Here is a 23504-nt window from a genome sequence, read left to right on the forward strand (position 1 = left end):
GACATATTGCATTCAACAGCTTGCACATCATAACCATAGGTCCCACGGCGAAAATCAGAGCGCAAACTTTTGGAAAGATCTGTGATTGCTTCAATAGCTTCAAGGCTTTTGCGTTCAGGCAACTGATCAAAATCAAGTTGAAAGGAGTTCCACCATGCTCGCCCCGTCCAGGCGGGTTGAAAGCGTGCCGAAATCCCTAACCATTCAAGCCCTATCTCTATTGCCTCAAGGGAGCCGCGAATATTTTGCCATGCAAGACCCTGATCAATTAAATCATAAAGGTTAGAGAAATAAGGGTTTAATTCTTGTAAGCCATATTCGTCTATTAAAAAGGGCAACCAAGAAGGCGGACGCGTAATAAATTTCGCGCGGGGTATTTCTTCGAGTGCCATTTTAACGTGAGGGTCAAGAGCCATTGCTTCTGCAAAACAACGTTCAAACAAGCTCGAATTTGGGGGCAAAAGTGAGGAAAGCATCAATAAGCACGCCCCCGTTCAGACAAGACAATATCCCCTAGTGCGACGGCTTCATCCGGTGCGACCAAAATATCCTCACAAGGTTGCGTTATGTTTACATGGTGAACGCCTTCAACCATCAAGCGGCTTAGTATCCAACTTAAAGACAAATCACGCCCAAGCCTTTGCGCACGCGCCCATTCTGCTCTTAAATTCTGCTCCGCTCTTTCCAAAACAAAGGAGCCTTCATCCGGTAACAACCAAAAATCAGCAGAAACATTGATCATCCGCTGTACCGCGCTTTTCACAAGGATGTGGTCATTGGTCATTTTAACATGGGGGGCATCAAGGGCGGCTTGCACCTTGGCAATTAAAGCTTCATCTGCCACCCCTGATGGGCTATCACTAAAAAGAGCCACATGAATAATCGGGCTTTTGCCCACACGATAAACAAAAGCATCTTTGACATGGATATCACTGGAGAGCGCAAAATATTGATAACGTGGCGCTGTGCCCCCTGTGGAATGTCCTTGTCTATTCAAGCGAATGCGGCGGCGAAACCGCTCATCATCTTCATCCAAAAGGCGCGTGACCCCATGAAAAACCCCCAAATGGTCTAAACTTGTTCCACGCGCAAATGTGAGTAAATTATCCCGCGCCACTTCATTGATCCGCTGGCGCAATAGCAACTCTTCATAAGCGGACGCTTGCAATTGAATGACCACGGGATCATAAGCCGTCTTTTCCACATTATAAGGAATATGATGCGCCGCAAAAAGCTCAGTCAAACGCGTGATCTTTTGCTCTAAAATTGCTTCAACAGAAAGCTCTTCAATAATTTGTGGGAGAGGAAAAGGTTCAAGCTCTGTCATCACCAACCTCTAAATTGATGCTCATTGGCTCTTGGTGTGACCAATCCCCCAAATGCCCATTGGGATAAAAAACACCCGTTAAAACAAAATGGAATGTGCCTTCACGCGTTGCTTTTGTCAGATCAATCCTCTGCAACGAAAACCCAGGCTCTCCACACTCTGGATCATCGAGTGCTTCAACAATTGCTTGATAAAGCTGCATCATCGTCGCAGGATCAGCATTGGCATCTTGGAATGCTCCAACATCACATCCATAATGACGACGCAAAACCCGTGTCCCAATTCTTGTCGTCAGACATTTACGAAGTGACTGTTGACAATGCGCAAAGCCATACAAGAGAGAGCCATCCTTTTCGCTCATCCCGCACCGCATGCTTTAAGCCCCTTTGCTTGTCTTTGTGGTAGAGACCGTTGGGGCCGCAGCAACAACAGGGGCTGGTTTTTCAGCGATCTGACCAAGCAGCAACGGATATTTAGCCGCTTCCTCACTTAAACAAATTTCCTCACCCTTGCCTGGTGAACGCTTGCCTGCAACAAAATCGGCATTGGTTAAAATAACATAAGTGTTCTCACGCATGATAAAACTCCTTTAAAGAGGGGAAGAGGTTGTGGAGGGACCCATTTTGACCCCACCGTGTTTGTGGCTTGCGCCAACAGATTTTTGATTGTGCTGCAAATCTTCTGCTTGAATATGCACACTGCCCGTTAATTCAACACGGGTTGATTGATGAGAAAGCACCAAACCTTTTTCACTCAAATGGATTTGGTTTTCCCCATGGGAGAGAATGAGCTCATTCTTCGTGATACGCAAAGCGCCACCCGCATAACACAGAGCAAGTTCTTGGAAAGAGCGTGCGGGATTAGGCGCATCCTCACTATAGCTATCGCGCACCACCAGAGAGGCAGAACCAATTTCGCCATGGGGATTTAACAACCGCACCGGATCACCAACATGGAGGGGCATATTGCTTGAGAGAGCGCCAGAAGCCTCTTGCGCTTGGAGCCAAGGCGATAAAACCGCTTGTCCATTAGAACCCTGTTCGGAAAGTTTCACCCGCACCCTATGACCATCAACTTCTGCAACCCGCCCAATCATGTGCTGGTTGGCAAGACAGCGTTCAAGCGCATCAAGACGCTTCATGATTTGCCGCAAGGTGTCACTCAACAAATGCGCATCATTCATGCCCCCACCTCATTGTCCCATGAAATCAAACCACTTTTGAGTTGTCCTTCATCACAAAAAATATCTCGTCCCAACTGATGCAAATCTTGGTGCCATTCCACCACGCTTATCGATACACCACGCTGCTTAATCGCCGCAGAGATAATCGGTTCAATTTGCACCTCACGCGGGGCACTCAAATGCGTTAGTCCCCACAATTGCCCGCTATGACAAAGCACCGCAATGGCTTCTGCTAAAAGCCAACTGGAAACATCACGCTCTTTACCTGTGGTAATAATAAAAGCCCCTAAATGAAGATCAGCACTCATGTGTCCACTTGCTACAGGATTCAAACGGCTTTCTAACACCGCAACCCGTATTGCTGGAGCCACCAGCATTTGTGTTTCAAGTTCTTCTAAATTAAAGCGTCCAAATTGACAGCCGCAATCACGCACATCCGGTAAAGCGCCTTTAAGGCTTCTTATCACCGCTTCACGAAACTGATTAATGCGCCCTGCTTGTGTGATCGTTTGACTCATGAAAAGACCCTTTCCAGCCAGTCTTCTGCCGCTTTGACAATTTCCACTTTATTGTGCTCTGAAAGCCCCAAATAAGGGCGTGCGGGCATGGTCACTTGATGCACACAAACAAAGCGGTGTGCATTGCCGCTTTTAAGAAAAAAGCGCAGTGTCTTGCCATTTTTCGGGCGAATAACCCCACCCAATTGATGAATCCGCGCATAAACCAACCCAGAGCCCACAATCACCTGTTCTGGTGAAGCTTTCATATCAATGGAGCGTGAAAGCGCCCCACTGGCATAAAGAATGGAGGTGCGGGCATAATTGTTTTTCCACTTCTCCCCTTGGGGAGAGGTCTTTTCGCTTTGAATCCGCCGCCTTGTGCTCTCTTGGATAAGACGCCCAACCCCTTGTGCCAAAGTCCCCATCGAGCGATCAGCGCCCTTTTGTAAAAAGGATAAAGCCGCTTCAAGCCCTGTCTCTTTAATCTCAATATGGGTTAAAACAGACATGTTACCTTCCCATCAAACGCGGCTTAGCATGGAAAAAAGCCCCATCACGCACGGGACCATCTTCGCTCATAACTTTAGGCTCATCTATGCCTAAACCCGCTTTGCCTTCCGCAATGCGTTTCAAGAGTTCAACCGCCTGTTTGTAACGATCTTCAATAGTCGTGGTCAGTGCCGTATGGCGTATGGCTAAATTATAAACAGCAATATTGACACAGATCATACCCAGAGCCGCCGGCTGTCCAGCAATGGGGACGCAGTAGCGATGAGACAAATGCACATCAATCTCACCACTTGCCTGTTCGAGCGCGCGGGCAATGGCTTGCTCTGAAAAAACTGGATCAGAGTTCTCATCCATCCCACACAAATCATCCAAGAAGTCATCACCCCAGAGCTCTTCAATCAATGTTTTGCTTGCATAAGCCATGTTTAAAAGTTTCCCTTAGACAACTTCTTGCAACAAAACACCGGCATCTTTTGCGGCAACCAATTCACACACGCGTTCCCCCACACGCACCCGTTTGCCGCCTGATAAGCCGATATCTGGATCTTGGATCACTCCAGACAAACGTTCGCCCAACTGGGCGCTAAAACCCCAACTGATCACCGAACCATCTGCCTGTTGTTTGGTAGGGTCAATATAAAGCAGTGCAATCTTATTGCCCCACACGCGTGCCAATTGTGCCGAACGCCCTTTACGTGCCAAATTCACTTGCGATTCACCAATGAGTAAACGATCGGGGTGTATTTCCATCAGATCAGCAAATTGCGCCTTGGTGACAAAACCATCAGCAGTGCCACCCCCTTTAACAGCTTTAATGATTTTGGGATGACGTTTGAGTTTTGACCAAACAACTTTGCCCATCACAATGGTGTTGGGCGTATAGACGAGACTTTTATCCATCGCCTCATCTAAAGTGGCATAAGGGTCAGATTTCTCATAATCGCTAAATTTATTTTCACCCTTAAGCGTCATCACCCGCTCTGGTGCGTAATTTTCACTTCTTTGCACAAGAGCTGCAACACGCACTTCACGCCCCAATTCTAGCAAATTGGCAAGTCCCTCTACAGCTGTCTTTTCGGGGTTATAACGAGAGCGTCGCTCCGCCCGTGCCCGTGCCGCTGCTTCAATATCTGAATTGGGGATAAGATCATCAAGTCCGTAATCTTTGACACTGGCTTCCCGTTCAAAGGCAGAAAATTCCACCACATTCGGGCGCCCTTTTCGCCCAACTTCAAGTTCAGGCACGGTAAAATTTTCCGCTAAGGGAAATTCACTATATTTAAACACCTCACTTAAAACACAAACGCGTGGCAAAACTTTATCGCCAATAAGAGAACCTGCTGGATTGCGATAACCAATAGCAATAGCGGTGAGTGTTGGATCAATGGGAAAAGGTCTGTTCATTTTAAGCCTCGATTAATTAATTTTAAAAGAAATAACATCACCAGCAGAACCATCACTCATGGCAATACCAATGGTGCGATCTGCTGCTTCTGCCCTTATGGCGTGCCCCTTTGGGTCAGAGGTCAAAAAATCACCAAAGGAAACATTGCCTCCACAAACCACTTCGCCCCAACCACATTGGCCAACATCAATCATCTCACCAGCCTTGGCTTCACAAGACCCAGCAGTCCCTAATAATTTATCACCCTTACCAGAAGCCATTGCCACCATTCCCTCACCGCGGGCTGCAACAATGCAATAAGGTGAGATCACATCTCCAGCGCGAAAAGATTTAATTAAAATCATCGTACTCATGATTGGCGCTCCTTTTGCTCGCTAATATACTCAACCGCTTGGCTAATGGTGATGTCGAAGCCTTTTTTCTTCTGCTCTTCCTGATAATGACGTGCCGCAAGGGCAACCTCTTCTGGAGCAAGCTTTGGTTCTTGTGCTAAGGCACACACTTCTAGAGGGCTTGTTGAGGCAAGCGCCGGCAACTTCTCGACCAAACTTTTAAAATGTTCCATCCCCCCTTCAAGGCTACAGAGCGCACGATATTCCTCGCGAGCAGCCGGCAAAATCTTACCCTCTTCAATGGTCTTATCTAAAAGACTCTCAATGGCACTGTTTTTTTGCTCTTCTTGCAAAAGCGCTAAATCTTCTCGCGCTTTTGTTAATTGGGCATTTAATTCTACGCGTTCCTTTTCGCGCGCTTTAAGCGTTGCTAAAACCTCATCCGCTTTAGCATCTTCTGCCAGCGATAGTGCACTGGCAATGGCTGTCAAATCCATCATTTTCTCCGTCAAAGTTATAGGGGAAGGCTGTTCACGGCTTAAAGCCGTCATGACAAGGGCTGGACGGTTCACCAAACCAGCACCGGCTAAATTTAAAATTTCACCTTTCTTAGAATGGCGAAACTCAGGCGAAAGATAGCGATATTCTCGGGCAACAATCTTTTTAGCGGCCATATCGGTCCATTTAACACGCCCCCAAATCGCACCATCCCGCTCTGCTAATTCTTCAATCCAGCCACTGGCAGGTGCTTCTAAACCATTTCTCGCACGGTGATGTTGCCCATGCTCATAATCAATCACAAGCGGTCCTTTATTGGCTGCAAAGGCTTTTAAAATAGTTTGCGGGTTATAATGCCACTCTCGTCCATCACGTGCCTTCACATGGGGCGCTTTGGGCAAAAGCTCTACCCATTCAGGCGCTTGGCTAACGGTAGCGTCTTGGCAAAGATCTATTAACGCAGCATGAAATGTTTCTGCATCCCCATCTTTTTGATCTTCGTGAAATTCCTGTTCCATACATTGCCTATTGCTTTACAATTGTCATTGGCAATACAATGCATGAAACTTACTCCCACTATAAGTCTGACACTGTCAGTCAAAAGAGCATTTCTCAAAAAAGCACTCTTTTCCCTATTATTCTCCTTGTGAGAGAAACCCCCGTGCCAAACCATCCCATAAAATCGTTTTCAAAGGCACTTCAAAGGCGATAGAGCGCCGTTGTGAAGTGAGAGGTACAATTATCGTCTTATACAAAAAAAGCCTCTCTCAAGCCGTTTTTTTAAAGATTGCTTTTGAACGTTGAAACTGTTAGATTACCTGCGAGGCGTGAGCCAGTTATGCCAGGGCGGCTTTGCCGGATCTGTGAGGAGTTGACCGCCCTCCACGCCTTCTCTTTTCACAAAAGCCAGCAGATCTTTTTCGGTGTTCTCTTTACAACAACCGTTCATCCTTCTTTTCAGCGGCGTTTAACAAACGTTGAATTTCGCGAAAGCTCTTTTTATGCATCGAGATAAGCCACCACTCTTGTTTGCTTGCTACCCATTTGACTGCAAAGCGCCACCATGCCCCACCATTTTCACCCAAAAACACAACACTCTGTGCATCTTTTCGTCTAATAACACCATGGGGGCGAATGAGTGTTTGAATGGCGCCACGAAAATCATCCAAGCGAAGATCACGCGCTTGATGCTCTAACAAAATATGTTTCACACTGTCTGCGGATAAGCGAATAAGAGAATTTTCCGCTGCAAAAACATCACGCACCTTTTGTGGTATAGGTGCAATGGGTATAAACCCGCGAGGCATACGTCCTTCAAACATCGCTTCCAAAAGCGGCGAACCCACAATATCTTCAATGGCAATGCGTTTGTCATTGTCCCCCATCACAGAAATTTTATCACTCAAAAAACGGCTTAAATTTTGCGCGCGATGTTTCCCAGGGTTCAAATGCCAACCAGGATCAATGCCCTTTGGTATCTTCTCAACTTTCCCCGTCCGCTTATTGTGCCAAACCTGCTTTTCAACATGAAGTGGCTCTGCCCCCTCTTCATAGCCTAAATCTTCTGCTTCATAACGGCTTACCTGTCGCACACTGCATTTACACCGCCAGCCATTGGGCGGATAAAGCCAATCCCAAACCGGATCATCAACGGGTGCGGTAAACCCCACCCAACTTTCATGTTCTAAACGCTTATGTTCTGAACTTGACAAAGCATAGGTGAGATAGGGCAAAAATTCTTTATTATTTTGTGTGCGCTCCCACTCACCTGCCGCATGCGCACTCATGGTATTGGCCCAATAGACCGTTTCTAAACGCCGTGGGCTGCCCAATTGTACCACGCTCTTTTCACCAGTTTTGGGGTCAATGCTGGTCTTTTTACCCCACCAACCCTTTTCCTGTAAAATCGGCATCAAATTTTTTTGAAAATCTTGAAAAGGAACTTGATGTTTTATGGCTTCTCCAACCGCTCGCTTAAAATCATCCAAAATGTCATAGCCTAGCGATTTTGCCACCGTAAAGGAAAAGGCATGTTCTTCTGGTGCTATATCACGCCAATCAAAGCTTGGAACAAGTGCCTTGGCTTCAAAATAACGAGTGACCTCTTTGGGGGCGGTTTTAAAAAGTTCCTCATCCATGATACCCAAGCCCACGTGCAATCATTTGTACTTTTGCCAAGCGCGCTGCTAATGCGTGATGATCCATCTCACCAAGCAATTCATCTAAGCCTTTTAGGATATCCTCATAACTTTTTGCTTCTCTCACAAGCTTTTTAAAAGGCTCTAAAAGGGGTTCTAAGTCCTCTTCCCAGTCGCTTAAAGCTTCTTCAGAAAGCCGGTCCAATTCGTCGTGATGTTTCCCACCCTTCTCTTTTGCACCCTTGCTCTCTCTTGTCACAGAAACATCAAAAACACCTCCACAATCAGCACAAACATGAGCCTTTTCTCCCCTCTCATCATCAAGCGCATTATCAGGAGCCTTTAAAATATCCTCTTCCTTTTTTGGTTGCGAAAAACCAATCTTATTGCGCACTTCTTGCGCCCCAACACGCAAACCTAAGGGCACAAGTTTTTCCAGCGCATCACTAATCGCTTTAATGTCTTCATTTTCCGAAATCGGCCAATAGACAAGGGGGTAGCGCTCTTGGCGCCCAAAATTAATCTCAACAAAAGGCGCAATCAAATCACGATTGGCCGTTAAAGCTAATTGGCGTGCATCAGCTCTGGCAATATCATGACGCACATTTTCATGAATGCGCGCTTGCGAAAAGGACGAACCATCATCCGTCGTCATCGTTTGTCCCAACACACCTTTAGAAATCTGCCGATCTAAATATTCCGCCTTGACACCAAAAACCGCATTGCCACTGCCCCCTGCCGCTTCAATAAATTCAATCTCCATTTCTTTGGGAATAATCGCTGCCGCATCACTGGATAAATCACGCACCGCTTGAATGAGAACCCGTCGCTCCTCATGAGAAGAGCTTGCCCCATATTTACCCACACGCAAAGGCATGCCATAAACTTCTAAAAATGCCATCCAATCTTTTAAGGTATAAGATTTAAACAAAAAAGCCCAAGCTGCAAGCCGCGCAAGCCCAGAACGAATAGGCAAACCGCTTTTCAACTTGGGTCTGTGAATAGAAAATTTATAAGCAGGCAATTCACTTCCATTAAAAGACCCCTCTTCTTTTAAACGCAAATGAAAGCCATCCCGTCGATCCAATTGAAAAAACCGCTGGTCACGCCATTTCCAAGCAACCGGCCACCATTCCTTGGCACTCTTGTCCCACAAAGTTTCAACAACCGCATAGCCTTTTCCCAAAGCATCTAACAAATCCGTGACATAATCATCAACAAAAGTAGGCGCACTAATCACTTCCCGCACCGCATCTGCTATCTTTTTGTCCTGTGCACTGTTGCTTGCGGCAATCACTCCAGGCTCCACCCCTGTGAGAGCATTTTTACGCATGCCAAGCACAGCACGATAATGTAAATCACGCTCTTCCATATCATCGGCAAGTTGAAAAAACTGCTCTGGATGCCCCCGTGCTGCCTGTTGCAAAATATCAGCAAGTTGCGCAGGGGTCAGACCACTGACAATGGTTTGTGACCATACATCACGAACACCGCCAACGGTAGGGCTTGCAACTTCTCGCTCCAACCCTTTGATATTAAGCGCCCTGCCCCACTGATCTAAAAGTTTTACCATCTCATCATCCCATCAATAAATCTTTGATCGCATTGTTGAAAAAAAAGGCGTTGAAAAGAGCGAGCTTTCATCAAAACGATAAGCCTCTCTCACAGGTGTATAATCATAAATTTCAGGAGTTTGGCGGCTGGCAAAATAAGCCAAAGCGCAAGCAATCGCGCTATCACCATGGCGCATAAAACCATCACTGCCTTTAAAACGATGATTGTCTGGAATTTTCACAATGCCATTGACATAAGCAAGCGCTTGATGATCGGCAACAATGTCACTATCGCGCGGCAAAACAATCGTCCCATCCCCAAAAGCTTCTAAATAAGCCGGCATTTCCTTGCCATACCAACTTTGTGACAAGGGCACTTCCTTCACACAAGCCCCATAACGTTGCGCCGCTTTTTCGGCTAAATAAGCCCCATTGCCCCGCGCATCTAACGCGCCGCCCATCAAACGCGGCAAACCATTCACCCCATAAAATAAAATCTCTCTTTGTTGATCAAACGGCGTATTGCGCAATTCCACCATAAACCGGACACGGCGCACCAAATCTTGTCCCACCTCCATCACCACAATCGATGTCGCATCGCCACTCCGCGCAAAATCAACACCAAAAACATGTTGGCGCCGCCGGTCAAGCCCAATATGAAGAGGTTTTATATGCTTCTCACACCAAGCAAAAGCAGCTTGACTTCGTTGATGTTCCGATTGATTTTTAAAATCATCCACACAAGCAAAACGCAACACTGCAATGTCAGGCGCGCAACAATTTTCAATCTGCAAACGTGTTAAAGCCGCCCCTTCTTGATCGGCTGGTATGGCATCTAATTCTTGGCGCATCGCAGCCAAACGCACCCCATAAGAGGCACGAATTTGCTCTTCCCATTGTTGCTCAGATGCTAAACTCCACACCTCCCCCTTCATCGCACAAACCCGTTTAAACAAGCCATTTTTAACAGCAACACCAAAGGGGTAACAATGCACCGAAAAAGGCACTTTGCCTGCTCGTGCTTCACGGATCAATTCATTGAAAGGATTGAGCACACCATTATGGGTGGAGATCACACGGATTTTTCCTCCCCAAATGAGCAAAGCATTGACAGCATCCAAAACAGAGCGCACATCTTGATGAAACGCCGCCTCGTCAATCACCACAATGCCCTGTAGTCCGCGAATATTTTCAGGGCGGCTAGAAAGCGCCTCAACCCGAAACCCCGAAGCAAAACGCACCCGATAAGCAGAGATATATTTTGTTGACCCATCCGCCCTTTGATCAGAGAATAAAAATTCCTCAACATCCCCACTATGGCTCGTAATTGCCGAAGCAAAATTGCTCACATAGCCAATAAATTCCCGCCCCTTGTCTTTGGTGTCACCAATATAAAAAACATTATCGCCCCTCGCTTCACGTGCTGCCGCCGCAATCAGTGTATCATCCAAAGCTTCTGCAAAAGTAATGCCGGTCCGCCGCCCCTTTTCAACCAGTTTTAACGGGGACTTATCTTCAATCCATGCCCGTTGATGCGCCATCAAAACGCCTTCCGCTAAGGGATCACTCTCTTTGGGAAAAGTACTTTTCTGCCAAATATCAAAGCCACTTTGATGATCAAAGACATGACTTTTTGAAAAGGGCTGTTCAGCCATTTTTAACCCCCAACACCTGCGCACGTATAGCCCGCGCTGTTTCTTCTGAGAGCCCCGCCGCCGCTGCTGCCACATCAACCGCTTTACTTGCTTTAGTGGTAAAATCCTTCTCTAATCTTTGCCGTCTGGTGGTCGATAAATGTTCAGCCGCCAAAACCCCTTTGAGCGCATTGGCTAATTCTTGTGCTGCTTTTGGCGAAAGGTTTTTCCCACTGCTCAACGTTGAAAAAATCAACTCCTTAATCGCTGCCGCCGTCAAAAGAGTGATATTATCAGAAGCTTTGGCATCAAAACGCTTGGAAAGACTTGCTGCAATTTCTCTTGTCTGTTCTAGGCGCCTTGACATCACGGCTAGCCGCAAAGAATAACGATTAAAACTGGAAAAAGAGGGAATAGAAAAGCTGAGACCCGTTTCCTTTCGTAAAGCCTTCAAAGCCGCTTTAAACTCACCATAAATAGCCATTTGCGTCTTCTCACGCCCATTTAAAGCCTCAGCAGCAGCAGCAATAATTTGATCACAAGCTTGCGGCAATAAATCAATCGCCGTTAAACGTCCACGCCCGACCTTGCGCATCCTTCACCTCGTCTTTTATTGATGAACGTTTAGGCCGCTTAATCCCCTCAATGGAAAAGCTCCGGTCTAAATGACGCGCTCCCCGTTCTGTTAACGCTGCAAGAAAAACTGAACCCACCTGTTTTAATGTGACAGCACCTTGATCTTCCATCCATGCCAATTCATTATGCACAAAATCGCGATCGCGCCTGATGCCATAACTGTATAAAAGCCGCTCAATCATCGCACTCGATAAAGTTTCACTGCGCTCACAAGCAAGCCCTTTTAAAATAATCAACCGCGCTTCTTCACGGATGATTTTATCCATATCTGCTTTCATTTCTTGGCATTCTCCAACAAAAACTCTTGCAAGCGCTCACCAATGGCTGCCACCGGTTGTAATTGTGCAGAAAGCGTGTTGAGACGACCATTCAATTTCTCCATATTCACTTCCAATCTTTGCAGCGCATCACGATCAGGCAAAAAGTCCATCTCTGTTTCTAACTTTTGCACACGCTCTTTAAGCGCCGTGATATCTTTCAGCATTTCCCGCGCACCTGAAGAAAAATAGGCTCTCAAAACCCCACAAATTGCAATAACCGATAACAATAAAGACAACCAGCCATTGGCAACACTGATATCCAAATTCACTTAAAAGTCCCCTCTCTTTTGCCTAAAATCGCCCGCTCCGCAGCTTTTCTGCGCTGTTCACAAATCAATAAAGCAGCACGATCACGCCCCCAATAGTGCACCACTTCACGCGCATTCAAAGCACGCTCTGGCAATAAAGCTGGGCGGGCACACGCCATGCGAACAACAGGCGGCAACTCAACCGATAAAAAATGATAAGAAAGGCTACCCACCGGCTTGTGTGTTGAGCAAGCGCACACGCTCAAGCCCAATGCCACCGCCAGTAGTTGGCAATACTGCATTGACTTCCTCCATTTTTGTAAGCTTTTGTTCCAAAGCCGAAATCACCCCTTGCGCTCGATGCTCAGCTTCCAACGCTGCTTGTCTTTGTCGCTCTTGTACAAGCAGTGCACGTGCTGAAGCCTTGGCAATCTCCAACTGCCAATACAAATCACGCGCCTTTTCCGCTTTTAAAATTTGCGCTTTCATAAAGCCAAAAGCCGCCAACATCACACTGACCAAAAACAACAAACCAAAAGACAGTTTTGAAACAGGGCTAAACATTGCTTTTATCTCCCCACCTCGTTATCTCCACCCCATCATAGGAGCTGCTATGCCGCTTATGGGAATGTTTCCTATTAGAAAAATCCAACGAGCCAAAGCCACGATGCACCCCCAGATTGCCAACAATAATCGCCACCATCGAAGGAATAGAAATGCTCGCCATATCAACAATATGCGGAGCCCCCCACAAACCACCAGAAACGAGCAAAAAAATAACCCCCCAAGCAAACCAAAAGGACCACCATAAATAGAGCCTAGAACCACGATAAGAAGGTTTCATGCCTTTACCTCGCCTCCAAGTCCCAAAAGCTTTTTGGCGCGGTTTAAATAAATCAAACGTTGCACAAGTCCATTTCTTCCCCCATTAATCGCCTTGGTAATCCCTAAATAATCATCTTGATCAGCCAGCCTATTCAAGCCTTTCATTTGCCAAAACCAAACAGCAGACCAAAGCGCTGCTGGAAACTTTTCCAGCTCTTGCGGAAATGCCTCACAATCAACCGCTTGTTCATCGACTAAGCGCCAAAACTTCGTAAAACGACGATAATTATTGCGCCCCGTCAACTGGATCAAACCACGCCCCTTAAAGTGCACCCCATCCCCAGGGTTGACATTGCCTAAATCACGCCGCCCCTCATAAGCGCGCCCTGAGGCATATTCACAAACGGTAAAAAAGCCATCACTCTCATGGGCACATTGGCTTAAAAAATGGGCAATACGCAACGGTGTTGTGAGTGCCCCATAAGATAAAGCTTTAGGCAACACGCGTGCCATTTCAACAATAATAAAATCTTGGCGCGCATGATGCGCCAATTTAGGCGCAAGGCGATGAAGAAAAGAAGCATCTATTGAAACCATAACAAACCACTCAATGCATAAAAATCCATGCGCAGTTTATCGGATTTCAAACCCCCAATATAAGCCTGACACTGTCAGTCAAAACTCTCAATACTCATAAAACTCTGGAAATAATAAACCTTGTGGTTCTTTTGAAGAAATTTTCTTCTTCAAGCGATAGGCTGTGCGCACATGCATACCAGAAACAGCAGCTGCAGCATCAACCGACCAGCCTTTTTGCAACGCTTGCACCATTTTTTGCCGCCGTTCAGCATCTCTGCCAAGGGGGATAAGAAGGCGCACACCCGAACCATTAAAACAAAAATGGTTGATGAGTTGCTGCGCCTCTTCAAACCCAACAATTTCAATCAACCAATCCGCACTCTCAAGACGCCCGGGTATATAAACTTCTCGTCCACCAAAAGCCCGCATCATATTCCATGCTGCTTCACTGCCCGCAACATCAGCTATTTCACGCAATAAGGCAGGAAAATCGCTATAGATTTCCTCTTGCATACATGCTTACCCCTCGCTTTTAACACCTTTACGGATTTTCCGCCCCCAAACATTCATCACTTCTCTAAAGTCGCCCCCACTCATCTCACCAAAAGCTTTACCACTTAACGCCATAACACTTTGATGAAAAGATTCCACATCAAACACAGCATCGGGATTCAAACACTTCCATTGGGCACACAAAATGGAAATGCTTGGTTTCTTCCTCCATGAATCTTCGCGGTTTTTTCCTCTCCAGTCAACCCCACCCTCACGCTGCAACCAACCTTTCAATGCCTCAATAGCTCTGCATGCATCATCGCTATCGCGTAAAAAGCGAATATGATCAATCCCTGTCTGTCTTTTCACAAAGGCAAGCAACGCTTTATCTGAACGATCACGAATAATGCCAAGATTCCACCCAGCAATCCAAAGCGCCTGGAGCTTCTTAGCATATTTACCCTCTAAACGCTTCCCATTCAGCTTAAAACCAAACGCTTTCATTTCAGCGATAACCAAGTGCTTTTCTGAAAAATTCAAATCTTTCGCCGATTGCTTGCCTGTCAAGCGATAGAGCAGTGCGCGATAGGTCTCATCATCAAGACCTAACGCGCGTTTTCCCATATGAAGGACAGCTAAAGACATCTCCCTCCCCTCATGTCTTCGCCAGATCAATGGTCACAGCACGCCAAGCGCTTTCTAATGTATCGCGCTCATAAAAACGCACATATTCCTTAGATGTCGTCACACGGATCGCTTCACGAATGGCACGCATCGCCTCTTTCCAGCGTGGATCATCAATATCCAAACGCAACAGCATAAAGATCTCGCCCCGATTCACCTTGCCTTCTTTATCCGTATTAAAAGCACGCGTAATAATCGCACGGATTTCAGGGCGTGCATCCGCAGACCATTCATTCAAACACTCATCAAGAAGGCTTTTGGCAATTTGCAATTGCGGTCCAAAATCAACACTTTCCTGAACTTGCACCTTAATACGTTGCAAACCATCAAAGCTTGTGTAAGTACAATTGCCCTTTTTGCCACGCCGCTCCACACCATATTCTTGCGCAAGCAAGCTATCAAAATCACTCAAATCCGCAATCGTATGGTTGTTAAAACGTGCAATCCTTGCCGATAACTCTTTCGCAAAACCCATAATTTTGCGCACCGTTTCATCCTCTAACAAATCCGCAGGGCGGATCAAACTTACCGGCACCAAAGCCCCTTTCGCATCCTTCATATAACGCGTACCTTCAAGTTCAATTTGTGGATTCATCACCAACTTCCTCCTGTGTTTTTTGAAACCGACGAAATGGCACAACATCCCCTGAAGAAGGCGCACATCCCGCTTTTATTTGCCAACGACACCGCATAAGCTCATGACCTAAAACGTGGTTATAGCCTGCCAAACGACGCAAATACTCATTCAATTCTCGAACATCTTGTCCATGCATAAAAATGCCATTCACCTCATACTGTAAAAAGGCAGAGCGCAAAGCAATCAAGCTATCTCTCACCATATAAGGGTTCCGTTCCATCATTTTCCGCCTCCAAAATCCATATAAATCACACGATTGCTCTCATCCGCATCAGAGCTGTCACACTCAGCCAAAACTTCTGCAACTTCAGCTTCCAAAACCGCATCCGCTTCCCCCAAACGGTGAACACTCAACTCCAATTCAAGCAATAACGCCAAATCAACACACAATTTAAGCTTTTCTCCAATATCAAAACCGCATTGATAATCGTCATAAAGACCAACAAGCGTATCGGATAATTCTTTGTCGCATAAAGAGATCATGCCAATTCCTCCACGTCACGGTTTTTCCATGCCGCTTTGACATGTTTCAAAGTCACCTCACACCCATCTCCAAGCGCTGCCATGCGTGCCAACATCATGGTTTTGTCAATTTGCCGCAAAGCTCCAGCCTTTAAGCCAATCCCTGTCAAAAACTTTATCGCACCAACATCCTCAATCCCCCAATCATGAATGCGCGCAGCAATATCCTCACTATAGGGCTTGCGCCGTTTCAGATGCATCGCCAATCGGCTTTTAATTTGCGCATAAGAGGGACCATTTTGACGATGAACCAACCGCCCCGAGATCTCATCATTCCCAACCAAAGCGAGCCCCGTACCATTAATATCAACAAAATGGCGCAACTGATTAATCGCTTCATCCGTTAAATTTTGCGCTTCATCAACAATCAACAATGTTCCGCCACCAACACGCTCTAATTTCTTACCAATCGCACGCGTTAAGCGGGTGGGATTATATTCCACCACTTCCAATTCTGCTGCCATATCATTCAAAATACCGTGAACACTGCGCGTATGTGGGCTGGCTGTCACCAGATAAACATGCGGGCGGGTAGAGCGATAATGGCGGCAAGTTTCGGTCTTGCCACTGCCCGCATCAAGCGTAATCATCACCATATCCCCCGTACTTTGTGCCAGCGTTAAAGTATCAATGATCTCACTGGCAATTCGATTCCTCTGAAAGGCTGGTTTTTCAGGGATCTTCTCCAAAAACCCCGCCGTTTCCTTTAAAACCTCAACCCATTGTTGAACCTTTGCATTTTGCTTACCCAATTGCCCCGCATAACTGCCTGCATACCATTGCGAAAACGTCCCATCCGGCATCCCTATGCGCCGTGCCACCTCTGCTTTCGACCAATCATTCATTTGCCCCAAAGCTCTCACTGAATCCACAAGCTCATTCCATAAAGCAATGTCATCACTGTTGCGGTTTTGTGCTGTTCCATTAGGCTGGATTTTAGGTCGCGCCCAAGGATTTTTATCGACCGTTGCATTTATCGCGTTTTTCATGTATATTCCCCTCTGTATTGATTTTAGACTGCGAAAGGGGAAGGGCTCCCACCCGCCCCTTTCTTTTGTCTTTAGAATGAACATTTAAAGCCGTACGCGATACTAAAACGGCTCCCTGACAAATTCCCCTTGGTTCTTTCTCACACATCAGGGAACTTGCTAACTCCACGCATCTCACCTGATCAGGCAAAGACACCTAGAAACTTCATGTATTGATTAGACTTTTAAAGGATTAAGATTCCTCCCCCCTTTCTTTGTTAACGCTTCAAGCTGATACGCGATACAAAACCAGCTTCCTTTTGAGAATTCTTATAATCCCCCCTCTCTTTTCCTATTTCCTTATTCTATTGCTTGGGAAACTTGATCACCTCACGCCCCTCATCAGACGCCGAAAGCTTTCTCAAAGCTTTATGCAAGTGTTGACTGAATTCTTCCTCCCCCAAAGCCTCATCATCGTCTGCTTTCAAAGCTAAATTCCCCACATTGTTTGGCATCAAGCGGCTCACCTTTGGCTTTATCGGAAGCTTCGATTTGAACGCTTCATCCTTTTTCTCAAGGCGCCCATAAACATCGGCCAAGTGATCAGGTGCAAGCTTTGCTGCCAACTGTTTTTCTGCTTTAACAGCCTTCACATATTCTTTACGCAAACGCCCATTCAAGCGCGCCGCCTGCTGGTCATAAAAACCTACATCACAAAGGCATGGTGCCAAACAAAGCAACCGATTGTTCAAATCATAAACCCGTAAATCCTGATGCAAATTATCCGGATCAAAGCGTACAATCACTTTTTGCCCCGCATGCTCATTCAACGCCCGCGCCCAATAACGATTGCCATAAAAATGGATCTCCCCCGTACCCTTTTGCGCACGCAATGCCTCAGAGGTTAAAAGCCATAAAGCCCGTTGTGCCGCCGTTGCTTGCCGAATAATCGTCCCCTCTGCTTGCAAGCTCTCAGTAAAGGTCTCATCAAAACTGCGCCCCGCACAATTAACCGCCTTACGCCCTGCTTGCGCATTGTGTGCACAAATTTGCGCACCAACATGGGCTTTAAACGCTTCAAATCCTATCGCGCGCTTGCCATAATCTTCAGGCTTGGCATCCGGTTTATTGCCCGTATAAGCCCCTGCACAAAAGGGATGTTTGGAAATCGCTTCTGCCAGATCACGCCATGCCCGCTCAATCGGTTTAGACTGTCCGCTATAAGGAGTGGTCCATTGCAATTGCACCCCCAAACTCGTCAAAAGCCCTTGTGGATCATCCGGCTTAATCTTAAAACGAAAACGATTTTGCACACCTCCAGAAATCCACTTGCTGGTAAAGGCACGCCCATTATCCAAGGTCATACGCTCCGGTATCCCATAAGCTTCCACCATGTCCCCAATCACCAAACGAACGATTTCCCAAGTCTCAGCATCCGATAAGCGCCACGATAAAATCTTGCCCGAATAAAGATCTTGAATGGCAATCAAATAAAGCCGCACAGGCTTTTCTGTCCAAGGAACATTCACAAAAACATCCAGCTTATGTCCATCCATATTCACTGCTTGCAATGCATGCAGGCTCGAGCGATCACGCCGTTGGGCTGGATAAAGCTTTTTTGCCTTTTCTTCTCCCTCACGCGCTAAAACCACAACCGCTTTGGAAATTTGCGCCTTAAAACGACGCCGCAAAGCCCGCTCTGAAGGAATGGGCTCAAAACCCCGCTCCTGCGCCACCGAAACCATGCGCCGATAACATGCCGAAAAAGCAGGTTTAGAGGGGCGCAAATAATCCGAACAAAAAACCTCCCACGCCCCTTCATGACACGGCGCAAATTGCGAAACATTCTCCTCACCATAACAAGGCGCTAAAGCTGCCAACCAATCAGGGCGCTCATACCCTTCAACCATCTGCCGCCAATTAAAAAGCGACATCCGGCTCACACCAAATTGCACAGCACACAAACTTGCCGCATCATGCACCCCCATACCGGCATGGAGCAAATCTTCCCAAAAGCAAAGTGCCTTCAAACGCTCTTCACAGCGCCTTTTATGCGCCTTTGAAAGCCCCTCATAACGCACCCAAATACTTGCCTTTTGCTCCCCTTGCGTTTGTTTCACATCAACAGCCCCACCAAACCGCACCAACAATGCCGCCCGTGCCCCCTCCGGCAATAAAGAGATGTGATACTCCCAAACCGGCTTGGTTTTTCCTCCCACTTTCCTCGAAAGTTCAGAGTTTTTTCTCCAATATGCCCGTCCGTGGTTTTCAAGACTTTTATATGTTTTCGGCAACCCTGGCAAAGCTGCTTCAGCCAATTCGGCAATACTAAACCATTCCTTCATGGCTGCCCCCTTTTAATGCGAACCGGCGTTGCGCGCATGGCTTTCAATTGCGCTGCAATCTCCCGCTGTTCCTGCTGAAGCCGCGCAATCTCTGCTAAACGTGCCTCATCCCCTTGCAACAGCAACAATCCATCTTCACTCACCACCTCATCCCAGAGCCAAAATGCCTCTGTCGCCCGCACAAATGCCTTAAAACGCGGCAAGGAAATATCTACCTGCTTACTTTCTGCCACATAAGCATCCAAACTCGCCTTACTTAAACACCCAATCCCTAAATAATGCGCCATACGCTCCGCAATCACACTGCGCTCATGCCGGCATTCTCTCAAAGCCCGCGCCATCGCTCGCTTAATGCGTGAGCGAAACCGCCCTAAATCAATCTGCGCAACGGGTTCGCGGCAGGGAAAAACCGGCTTTTGGAAAAAATCAAGCTGCCCGCAACCATGCCTCTTCATGACAGCACCTCCCCCCGTTCTCTTGCAAGATAATCACAAAACCGCGCCTTTGTCTGCGCATCGGCCCTCTGCCAAACACCCAATAATTGGGCAAAAATCCGTTCCTGTTCATTAATTTGCGGCGGCGTATTAACCCCATTGACCAAATCAACAGCCCGCCTCAAATCCCCATCAACCTGTTGGAGCGCAATCGCCACCCGCCGTTGCGCAACCGGCTCCATCTTCGCCAACTTCAACAATTGCGCTTGATTATCCGCCAATGCTGTCCCCCGCAAAACAGAGCGTAATTCTGGCTGTAGATGTTGGGCAATACAGTTAAGACGTTTTACAACATCTTGAGAAAAACCAATGCGGTCCGCCACATGTTTGGCAAAAGATAAAACTGTCCTTTTGCCATTTAAGTCACCATCATTTGGCAAAGGTGCAACTTGCACCTTTGCCACTTTATCCCCTTCACACCCGATTTTATTGTGATCTGAAGTTGCATTGCTGTCCCTTTGAGAAATAGGTGCAAGTTGCACCAATTTCTCAAAATCTGTCTCACCACCGATCAAAGGTGCAACTTGCACCTTTGATTTTTTATTTCGACCAACCTTAATCTCCCCATACTTCTTTTCCCACAATTCGCGGTAAGTCTGGACAAAAAGCGCACGGTCAATAACAGACAATTCATTGCGAAAGAGGTTTTCTGCCACTTCTAAAAGCGCGGCATTGTCCTTATCAGCCTGCACCACAACCGCATCAATGTCACTATAGCCCAAAAGCTCAGCAGCACGAAGCCGGTGTGCACCAGCAATAAGCGTATAATTGCCTTCCTTAGCATTGGGGGTATGGCGCACCGTAATCGGATTCATCAATCCCTCCCGCGCCATTGATTGTGCAAGCGCCTTGGCATGCTCATCATCCACAGGGCGTATACGCTCCGGTACCACAATCACATCAAGAGCAAGCTTTTGAAACTGTGCCATCACGCCCCCACCTTTCTGATCTCTTTAAAGAACAAATCCATCGCACGCCCCGCCCATCTTCGATAAGCTTTCGCAAATACAGGTTCTTCCAAACGCCGGTTAATCACTTGCAGTGATAGAGAAATAGAAGTCCGCTGACGTGCCTGTATCGCAACAATACGCCGCCGTGGCACCTCAAACTGATAATGCAAAATATGAATAACAATCTGTCGTGCTAACGCCGCATCAAATAAGCCATGCGGAGGGTCAATAATATACCGGATCGGCAGATGCTTAAATCCACTACTCACGGCTTTTAAAGAACAGGAAAGCATCACCTGTAAACGTTCAACTTCTGAATAAGGATTAACGATATCGTTTCTGACATCTGGGGTCCATAAATTACAAGCAGCAACCATAACCACCCCCTATAAAAACAATATGACAACCCCCTAATCGCCAGAACCAACCCATCCAAACGGCTGTTCTATGATGCAACTCTATGCAATTTATCTTGCCTATTTCGTATTGATCTTTAGACATTGATAAACCTTTTTATCTTATGGTATTTAAATTCATGGCAAATGCGCAAAAACGCAAAGCCGTGTAACGAAGTTCAAGCAGCATTCCCACGCAAAGCAGAATGCGCACGCGAATCTGTGTTGGCATGTTTTGCTGCTTTAAAAATGCGACGGCGACTTTTGGGGTAGCGGTCGCTAAATACTTGCTCAACGGGCAAACCGATAAAATCGGCAATAGCACGTTCGGCTTTCTCGTTAGACCGTGTCCAAATGTGTTGAACACTGGATGACGAGAGTTGATAAGCTTTCGCGAGCTCCGCCAAGGTCATGTTACGGCGGCGTAGCTCGGCTAAAATACTATGGCGATCCCATACTTGGATGCATGTTTGTGTGGTTGTCATAACTTTCGCTCCTGCTTCAAACGGATGCTCCCACATCCGTTTTTTGTGGGGTTAATTGTAAAATATCTGCCCTCTATATCGGGCGGTAATTAGATGTATAATGCCAAATTCGGCTTTTGTAAATACCGAAAATGGATTTGGAGTGATTTTTTTGGCACGTCCTGAAAAAGAACCTACAACAGAACTGGCAAAACGCTTGCGTGAAATACGGCACACCCTTGGTTTTACAGAGCGCAAACAATTTGCTAAACATTTTGAAATCCCCGAAACGACTATGCGCAATTATGAAACGGGTTTGCAAGAACCCCCTGCATCTATAATGCGAATATATAAAGATCGCTGTGGAATATCCTTAGACTGGCTTGTCACTGGTGAAGGCGAAATGTTTAGTGACATGGCAAAAGCGAAAGCAGCAGGTTTTAAAGCGCCTACCATCCCTGCTGGTCTCATGAAAAAGCTTGGTCGCATAGCTTATACAACCTATCGCGATGCTAAAATAAAACTCCCCCCTGAAGATATAGCGGAACTCGCGGCGGAACTTTATAAAAAACTGCAAGAGCTTGTTCAAAACATCAACGATAGCGAAGAAATAGAGCTTACTTTGCCTCTTCTAAAATTGCATTTAAAGCGTCAAATAGAAGCTGAAAAAGAACACTCCAAAGCTGCACAAAATACGGCTTAATGCTACTCTAAAATGAATGGGGGAATCTCTTTTTAAAATCCTGTAATTTAAAACGAGACTCAATATAAATAAGGAGCATTTTTGGCACGCCCCGAACTAGAACCTAAAACAGAACTAGCAAAACGATTGCGTGAAATACGACACACCCTTGGTTTCACAGAGCGTAAGCAATTTGCTAGACATTTTGAAATTCCCGAAACGACTATGCGTAATTATGAAACGGGTTTACGAGAGCCTCCTGCATCTATACTGCGAATATATAAAGATCGCTGTGGAATATCCTTAGATTGGCTCGTTACGGGCGAAGGTGAAATGTTTAGTGACATGGTAAAAGCGAAAGCAGCAGGTTTTAAAGCACCTACCATCCCTGCTGGTCTCATGAAAAAGCTTGGTCGCATAGCTTATACAACCTATCGCGATGCAAATATAAAAATCCCTCCTGAAGATATAGCGGAACTCGCGGCGGAACTTTATAGAAAACTGCAAGAGCTTGTTCAAGACATCAACGACACGGAAGAAGTAGAGCTTATTTTACCTCTTCTAAAACTGCATTTAAAGCGTCAAATAGAGGCTAAAAATGCACATCCAGAAACTACATAAGATACAGCTTAATGCCTCTCTAAAATGAAAAATGAAAGTGGAAATCTTTTTACATTAAAAAATTTATATAAATTATTGATAAAAAATACTTTTTACTCAATTTTTAGAGATTTCCACTTATATATGGAAATCTTTTTTGCTTTTTTGGTTATTTTGGGCTGATTTCGGAGTGAGCTTCACAATTTACCGAATTTTTTTCACAGGGTCTTCAAAGGCGGTTTTCTGGGCTTTCACAGACTTTTCAAAATTTTTCACAGGGTTTTCAAAGACCTTTCAAAGCCTTCTCTCATTTTTACCATGAAAACGCACTTTTTTCTGATTTTCGCTCTTTTTTACAATTTTAGGTGTCAAAATCTATTTTGACAAAACGCGCTTTTAATGCTAAATTTTATACATAAAAACAACAAATTATCACGTATTCCTACCTAATCCCACCTTTTCCCACTTAGTATAAAACCTAGTGTCAAACTACATTCGGGAATAGGTGTAGCTTGCCAGCAGGTTTTGTATATTTTGCCACTAGGTTTTGTACCAATTTATTTTTTCTCAAAGAGTTTTAAAG

Annotated in this window: 35 protein-coding genes; 2 read left to right on the plus strand and 33 right to left on the minus strand. The window is 46.1% G+C overall.

The window, feature by feature from the left end; all coding sequences use genetic code 11:
- The 33 genes from ACFIMA_RS07925 to ACFIMA_RS08085 all read right to left on the minus strand — a co-directional run.
- Nucleotides 1–476 (minus strand): phage tail protein (locus ACFIMA_RS07925; protein WP_375693318.1); only part of this gene is annotated, 476 nt, incomplete at its 3' end.
- Nucleotides 476–1327: a baseplate J/gp47 family protein gene (locus tag ACFIMA_RS07930; RefSeq protein ID WP_375693317.1), complete on the minus strand. Its 852-nt coding sequence runs from the start codon at nucleotides 1325–1327 to the stop codon at nucleotides 476–478. The genes ACFIMA_RS07930 and ACFIMA_RS07925, both read right to left, overlap by 1 nt.
- The gene (locus ACFIMA_RS07935; protein ID WP_375621649.1) at nucleotides 1314–1700 is read right to left on the minus strand and encodes a GPW/gp25 family protein; all 387 of its coding nucleotides are present in this window, start codon (nucleotides 1698–1700) and stop codon (nucleotides 1314–1316) included. Before ACFIMA_RS07935 ends, ACFIMA_RS07930 begins: the two co-directional genes overlap by 14 nt.
- Nucleotides 1701–1703: 3 nt before the next feature.
- Complete coding sequence (locus ACFIMA_RS07940; protein ID WP_375620339.1) at nucleotides 1704–1904, minus strand: hypothetical protein; 201 nt, start codon at nucleotides 1902–1904, stop codon at nucleotides 1704–1706.
- 12 nt (nucleotides 1905–1916) lie between these two features.
- Nucleotides 1917–2510 carry a baseplate assembly protein gene (locus ACFIMA_RS07945; RefSeq protein WP_375693316.1) on the minus strand — a complete coding sequence of 198 codons (594 nt, stop codon included), beginning with the start codon at nucleotides 2508–2510 and terminating at the stop codon, nucleotides 1917–1919.
- Nucleotides 2507–3028 (minus strand): hypothetical protein, encoded by a 522-nt coding sequence (locus ACFIMA_RS07950; RefSeq protein WP_375693315.1) that lies wholly within the window; start codon nucleotides 3026–3028, stop codon nucleotides 2507–2509. Before ACFIMA_RS07950 ends, ACFIMA_RS07945 begins: the two co-directional genes overlap by 4 nt.
- Nucleotides 3025–3519 (minus strand): phage virion morphogenesis protein, encoded by a 495-nt coding sequence (locus tag ACFIMA_RS07955; protein ID WP_375693314.1) that lies wholly within the window; start codon nucleotides 3517–3519, stop codon nucleotides 3025–3027. The genes ACFIMA_RS07950 and ACFIMA_RS07955 overlap by 4 nt, the downstream gene beginning before the upstream one ends.
- 1 nt (nucleotide 3520) lies before the next feature.
- Entirely contained in the window at nucleotides 3521–3943 is a 423-nt protein-coding gene (locus tag ACFIMA_RS07960; RefSeq protein WP_375693313.1) for a gp436 family protein, read from the minus strand.
- Between the two features lie 15 nt (nucleotides 3944–3958).
- Nucleotides 3959–4924 carry a capsid protein gene (locus ACFIMA_RS07965; RefSeq protein WP_375693312.1) on the minus strand — a complete coding sequence of 322 codons (966 nt, stop codon included), beginning with the start codon at nucleotides 4922–4924 and terminating at the stop codon, nucleotides 3959–3961.
- Between the two features lie 12 nt (nucleotides 4925–4936).
- Complete coding sequence (locus ACFIMA_RS07970; protein ID WP_375647520.1) at nucleotides 4937–5278, minus strand: hypothetical protein; 342 nt, start codon at nucleotides 5276–5278, stop codon at nucleotides 4937–4939.
- Nucleotides 5275–6273: a phage protease gene (locus tag ACFIMA_RS07975; RefSeq protein ID WP_375674124.1), complete on the minus strand. Its 999-nt coding sequence runs from the start codon at nucleotides 6271–6273 to the stop codon at nucleotides 5275–5277. Before ACFIMA_RS07975 ends, ACFIMA_RS07970 begins: the two co-directional genes overlap by 4 nt.
- A gap of 414 nt (nucleotides 6274–6687) precedes the next feature.
- A complete protein-coding gene (locus tag ACFIMA_RS07980) occupies nucleotides 6688–7893 on the minus strand; it encodes a phage minor head protein (protein ID WP_375621656.1) in 1206 nt (401 codons plus the stop codon).
- Entirely contained in the window at nucleotides 7886–9466 is a 1581-nt protein-coding gene (locus ACFIMA_RS07985) for a DUF935 domain-containing protein (protein ID WP_375693311.1), read from the minus strand. The genes ACFIMA_RS07980 and ACFIMA_RS07985 overlap by 8 nt, the downstream gene beginning before the upstream one ends.
- Before the next feature lie 12 nt (nucleotides 9467–9478).
- Nucleotides 9479–11101 carry a hypothetical protein gene (locus tag ACFIMA_RS07990; protein WP_375693310.1) on the minus strand — a complete coding sequence of 541 codons (1623 nt, stop codon included), beginning with the start codon at nucleotides 11099–11101 and terminating at the stop codon, nucleotides 9479–9481.
- Nucleotides 11094–11675, minus strand: coding sequence for a phage protein Gp27 family protein (locus ACFIMA_RS07995; protein WP_375679946.1), 582 nt, complete (start codon nucleotides 11673–11675; stop codon nucleotides 11094–11096). Before ACFIMA_RS07995 ends, ACFIMA_RS07990 begins: the two co-directional genes overlap by 8 nt.
- Nucleotides 11638–11994: a hypothetical protein gene (locus tag ACFIMA_RS08000; protein ID WP_375637064.1), complete on the minus strand. Its 357-nt coding sequence runs from the start codon at nucleotides 11992–11994 to the stop codon at nucleotides 11638–11640. The genes ACFIMA_RS07995 and ACFIMA_RS08000 overlap by 38 nt, the downstream gene beginning before the upstream one ends.
- Nucleotides 11991–12305 carry a DUF2730 family protein gene (locus ACFIMA_RS08005; RefSeq protein ID WP_375607966.1) on the minus strand — a complete coding sequence of 105 codons (315 nt, stop codon included), beginning with the start codon at nucleotides 12303–12305 and terminating at the stop codon, nucleotides 11991–11993. Before ACFIMA_RS08005 ends, ACFIMA_RS08000 begins: the two co-directional genes overlap by 4 nt.
- Nucleotides 12302–12517, minus strand: a complete 216-nt coding sequence (locus ACFIMA_RS08010; protein ID WP_375613747.1) for a hypothetical protein — start codon at nucleotides 12515–12517, stop codon at nucleotides 12302–12304. Before ACFIMA_RS08010 ends, ACFIMA_RS08005 begins: the two co-directional genes overlap by 4 nt.
- Complete coding sequence (locus ACFIMA_RS08015) at nucleotides 12510–12848, minus strand: hypothetical protein (protein ID WP_375621660.1); 339 nt, start codon at nucleotides 12846–12848, stop codon at nucleotides 12510–12512. The genes ACFIMA_RS08010 and ACFIMA_RS08015 overlap by 8 nt, the downstream gene beginning before the upstream one ends.
- Complete coding sequence (locus ACFIMA_RS08020; protein ID WP_375612317.1) at nucleotides 12841–13128, minus strand: hypothetical protein; 288 nt, start codon at nucleotides 13126–13128, stop codon at nucleotides 12841–12843. The genes ACFIMA_RS08015 and ACFIMA_RS08020 overlap by 8 nt, the downstream gene beginning before the upstream one ends.
- Nucleotides 13125–13706 carry a glycoside hydrolase family 19 protein gene (locus tag ACFIMA_RS08025; RefSeq protein ID WP_375613744.1) on the minus strand — a complete coding sequence of 194 codons (582 nt, stop codon included), beginning with the start codon at nucleotides 13704–13706 and terminating at the stop codon, nucleotides 13125–13127. The genes ACFIMA_RS08020 and ACFIMA_RS08025 overlap by 4 nt, the downstream gene beginning before the upstream one ends.
- 87 nt (nucleotides 13707–13793) lie before the next feature.
- Nucleotides 13794–14201, minus strand: coding sequence for a helix-turn-helix domain-containing protein (locus ACFIMA_RS08030; RefSeq protein WP_375613743.1), 408 nt, complete (start codon nucleotides 14199–14201; stop codon nucleotides 13794–13796).
- A gap of 6 nt (nucleotides 14202–14207) precedes the next feature.
- Nucleotides 14208–14825 (minus strand): regulatory protein GemA, encoded by a 618-nt coding sequence (locus ACFIMA_RS08035; RefSeq protein WP_375632615.1) that lies wholly within the window; start codon nucleotides 14823–14825, stop codon nucleotides 14208–14210.
- Nucleotides 14826–14835: 10 nt separating this feature from the next.
- Nucleotides 14836–15459, minus strand: coding sequence for a DUF3164 family protein (locus ACFIMA_RS08040; protein WP_375613741.1), 624 nt, complete (start codon nucleotides 15457–15459; stop codon nucleotides 14836–14838).
- Entirely contained in the window at nucleotides 15443–15721 is a 279-nt protein-coding gene (locus ACFIMA_RS08045; RefSeq protein ID WP_375630270.1) for a hypothetical protein, read from the minus strand. The genes ACFIMA_RS08040 and ACFIMA_RS08045 overlap by 17 nt, the downstream gene beginning before the upstream one ends.
- Nucleotides 15721–15984 carry a hypothetical protein gene (locus tag ACFIMA_RS08050; protein ID WP_375630261.1) on the minus strand — a complete coding sequence of 88 codons (264 nt, stop codon included), beginning with the start codon at nucleotides 15982–15984 and terminating at the stop codon, nucleotides 15721–15723. The genes ACFIMA_RS08045 and ACFIMA_RS08050 overlap by 1 nt, the downstream gene beginning before the upstream one ends.
- Nucleotides 15981–17012 carry an AAA family ATPase gene (locus ACFIMA_RS08055; protein ID WP_375647505.1) on the minus strand — a complete coding sequence of 344 codons (1032 nt, stop codon included), beginning with the start codon at nucleotides 17010–17012 and terminating at the stop codon, nucleotides 15981–15983. Before ACFIMA_RS08055 ends, ACFIMA_RS08050 begins: the two co-directional genes overlap by 4 nt.
- Nucleotides 16981–17160, minus strand: coding sequence for a hypothetical protein (locus ACFIMA_RS08060; RefSeq protein ID WP_375632612.1), 180 nt, complete (start codon nucleotides 17158–17160; stop codon nucleotides 16981–16983). The genes ACFIMA_RS08055 and ACFIMA_RS08060 overlap by 32 nt, the downstream gene beginning before the upstream one ends.
- 196 nt (nucleotides 17161–17356) lie before the next feature.
- Nucleotides 17357–19336 carry a transposase domain-containing protein gene (locus ACFIMA_RS08065; protein ID WP_375693744.1) on the minus strand — a complete coding sequence of 660 codons (1980 nt, stop codon included), beginning with the start codon at nucleotides 19334–19336 and terminating at the stop codon, nucleotides 17357–17359.
- The gene (locus ACFIMA_RS08070; protein WP_012232200.1) at nucleotides 19333–19791 is read right to left on the minus strand and encodes a hypothetical protein; all 459 of its coding nucleotides are present in this window, start codon (nucleotides 19789–19791) and stop codon (nucleotides 19333–19335) included. The genes ACFIMA_RS08065 and ACFIMA_RS08070 overlap by 4 nt, the downstream gene beginning before the upstream one ends.
- Nucleotides 19788–20759: a ParB/RepB/Spo0J family partition protein gene (locus tag ACFIMA_RS08075; RefSeq protein ID WP_375632610.1), complete on the minus strand. Its 972-nt coding sequence runs from the start codon at nucleotides 20757–20759 to the stop codon at nucleotides 19788–19790. The genes ACFIMA_RS08070 and ACFIMA_RS08075 overlap by 4 nt, the downstream gene beginning before the upstream one ends.
- Nucleotides 20759–21157: a hypothetical protein gene (locus ACFIMA_RS08080; RefSeq protein ID WP_375693308.1), complete on the minus strand. Its 399-nt coding sequence runs from the start codon at nucleotides 21155–21157 to the stop codon at nucleotides 20759–20761. Before ACFIMA_RS08080 ends, ACFIMA_RS08075 begins: the two co-directional genes overlap by 1 nt.
- Nucleotides 21158–21354: 197 nt before the next feature.
- Nucleotides 21355–21660, minus strand: a complete 306-nt coding sequence (locus ACFIMA_RS08085) for a helix-turn-helix transcriptional regulator (protein WP_005864619.1) — start codon at nucleotides 21658–21660, stop codon at nucleotides 21355–21357.
- 151 nt (nucleotides 21661–21811) lie between these two features.
- On the opposite strand from ACFIMA_RS08085, the gene ACFIMA_RS08090 reads away from it, so the two are divergent.
- Together ACFIMA_RS08090 and ACFIMA_RS08095 are read left to right on the plus strand one after the other, a co-directional pair.
- On the plus strand, nucleotides 21812–22342 hold the full coding sequence (locus ACFIMA_RS08090; protein ID WP_375637247.1) for a helix-turn-helix domain-containing protein: 531 nt from the start codon (nucleotides 21812–21814) through the stop codon (nucleotides 22340–22342).
- A gap of 81 nt (nucleotides 22343–22423) precedes the next feature.
- Nucleotides 22424–22942: a helix-turn-helix domain-containing protein gene (locus ACFIMA_RS08095; RefSeq protein WP_375613733.1), complete on the plus strand. Its 519-nt coding sequence runs from the start codon at nucleotides 22424–22426 to the stop codon at nucleotides 22940–22942.
- The last annotated feature ends 562 nt before the right edge of the window (nucleotides 22943–23504 follow it).

The sequence above is a fragment of the Bartonella sp. AP88HLJMH genome, assembly GCF_042195605.1.
In the GTDB taxonomy this organism is placed as follows: domain Bacteria; phylum Pseudomonadota; class Alphaproteobacteria; order Rhizobiales; family Rhizobiaceae; genus Bartonella.

Coding starts and splice junctions, on each gene's coding strand:
- ACFIMA_RS07950 (WP_375693315.1), bottom strand. CDS start 3,028: ATGAGTCAAACGATCACACAAGCAGGGCGCATTAATCAGTTTCGTGAA.
- ACFIMA_RS07940 (WP_375620339.1), bottom strand. CDS start 1,904: ATGCGTGAGAACACTTATGTTATTTTAACCAATGCCGATTTTGTTGCA.
- ACFIMA_RS07935 (WP_375621649.1), bottom strand. CDS start 1,700: ATGCGGTGCGGGATGAGCGAAAAGGATGGCTCTCTCTTGTATGGCTTT.
- ACFIMA_RS07970 (WP_375647520.1), bottom strand. CDS start 5,278: ATGAGTACGATGATTTTAATTAAATCTTTTCGCGCTGGAGATGTGATC.
- ACFIMA_RS08075 (WP_375632610.1), bottom strand. CDS start 20,759: ATGGCACAGTTTCAAAAGCTTGCTCTTGATGTGATTGTGGTACCGGAG.
- ACFIMA_RS08070 (WP_012232200.1), bottom strand. CDS start 19,791: ATGAAGAGGCATGGTTGCGGGCAGCTTGATTTTTTCCAAAAGCCGGTT.
- ACFIMA_RS07975 (WP_375674124.1), bottom strand. CDS start 6,273: ATGGAACAGGAATTTCACGAAGATCAAAAAGATGGGGATGCAGAAACA.
- ACFIMA_RS08065 (WP_375693744.1), bottom strand. CDS start 19,336: ATGAAGGAATGGTTTAGTATTGCCGAATTGGCTGAAGCAGCTTTGCCA.
- ACFIMA_RS08050 (WP_375630261.1), bottom strand. CDS start 15,984: ATGATCTCTTTATGCGACAAAGAATTATCCGATACGCTTGTTGGTCTT.
- ACFIMA_RS07955 (WP_375693314.1), bottom strand. CDS start 3,519: ATGTCTGTTTTAACCCATATTGAGATTAAAGAGACAGGGCTTGAAGCG.
- ACFIMA_RS07930 (WP_375693317.1), bottom strand. CDS start 1,327: ATGACAGAGCTTGAACCTTTTCCTCTCCCACAAATTATTGAAGAGCTT.
- ACFIMA_RS08045 (WP_375630270.1), bottom strand. CDS start 15,721: ATGGAACGGAACCCTTATATGGTGAGAGATAGCTTGATTGCTTTGCGC.
- ACFIMA_RS07980 (WP_375621656.1), bottom strand. CDS start 7,893: ATGGATGAGGAACTTTTTAAAACCGCCCCCAAAGAGGTCACTCGTTAT.
- ACFIMA_RS08080 (WP_375693308.1), bottom strand. CDS start 21,157: ATGGTTGCTGCTTGTAATTTATGGACCCCAGATGTCAGAAACGATATC.
- ACFIMA_RS08060 (WP_375632612.1), bottom strand. CDS start 17,160: ATGTGTGAGAAAGAACCAAGGGGAATTTGTCAGGGAGCCGTTTTAGTA.
- ACFIMA_RS07995 (WP_375679946.1), bottom strand. CDS start 11,675: ATGCGCAAGGTCGGGCGTGGACGTTTAACGGCGATTGATTTATTGCCG.
- ACFIMA_RS07965 (WP_375693312.1), bottom strand. CDS start 4,924: ATGAACAGACCTTTTCCCATTGATCCAACACTCACCGCTATTGCTATT.
- ACFIMA_RS07960 (WP_375693313.1), bottom strand. CDS start 3,943: ATGGCTTATGCAAGCAAAACATTGATTGAAGAGCTCTGGGGTGATGAC.
- ACFIMA_RS08055 (WP_375647505.1), bottom strand. CDS start 17,012: ATGAAAAACGCGATAAATGCAACGGTCGATAAAAATCCTTGGGCGCGA.
- ACFIMA_RS08035 (WP_375632615.1), bottom strand. CDS start 14,825: ATGTCTTTAGCTGTCCTTCATATGGGAAAACGCGCGTTAGGTCTTGAT.
- ACFIMA_RS08000 (WP_375637064.1), bottom strand. CDS start 11,994: ATGAAAGCAGATATGGATAAAATCATCCGTGAAGAAGCGCGGTTGATT.
- ACFIMA_RS08025 (WP_375613744.1), bottom strand. CDS start 13,706: ATGGTTTCAATAGATGCTTCTTTTCTTCATCGCCTTGCGCCTAAATTG.
- ACFIMA_RS07945 (WP_375693316.1), bottom strand. CDS start 2,510: ATGAATGATGCGCATTTGTTGAGTGACACCTTGCGGCAAATCATGAAG.
- ACFIMA_RS07990 (WP_375693310.1), bottom strand. CDS start 11,101: ATGGCTGAACAGCCCTTTTCAAAAAGTCATGTCTTTGATCATCAAAGT.
- ACFIMA_RS08085 (WP_005864619.1), bottom strand. CDS start 21,660: ATGACAACCACACAAACATGCATCCAAGTATGGGATCGCCATAGTATT.
- ACFIMA_RS08020 (WP_375612317.1), bottom strand. CDS start 13,128: ATGAAACCTTCTTATCGTGGTTCTAGGCTCTATTTATGGTGGTCCTTT.
- ACFIMA_RS08030 (WP_375613743.1), bottom strand. CDS start 14,201: ATGCAAGAGGAAATCTATAGCGATTTTCCTGCCTTATTGCGTGAAATA.
- ACFIMA_RS07985 (WP_375693311.1), bottom strand. CDS start 9,466: ATGGTAAAACTTTTAGATCAGTGGGGCAGGGCGCTTAATATCAAAGGG.
- ACFIMA_RS08015 (WP_375621660.1), bottom strand. CDS start 12,848: ATGTTTAGCCCTGTTTCAAAACTGTCTTTTGGTTTGTTGTTTTTGGTC.
- ACFIMA_RS08040 (WP_375613741.1), bottom strand. CDS start 15,459: ATGAATCCACAAATTGAACTTGAAGGTACGCGTTATATGAAGGATGCG.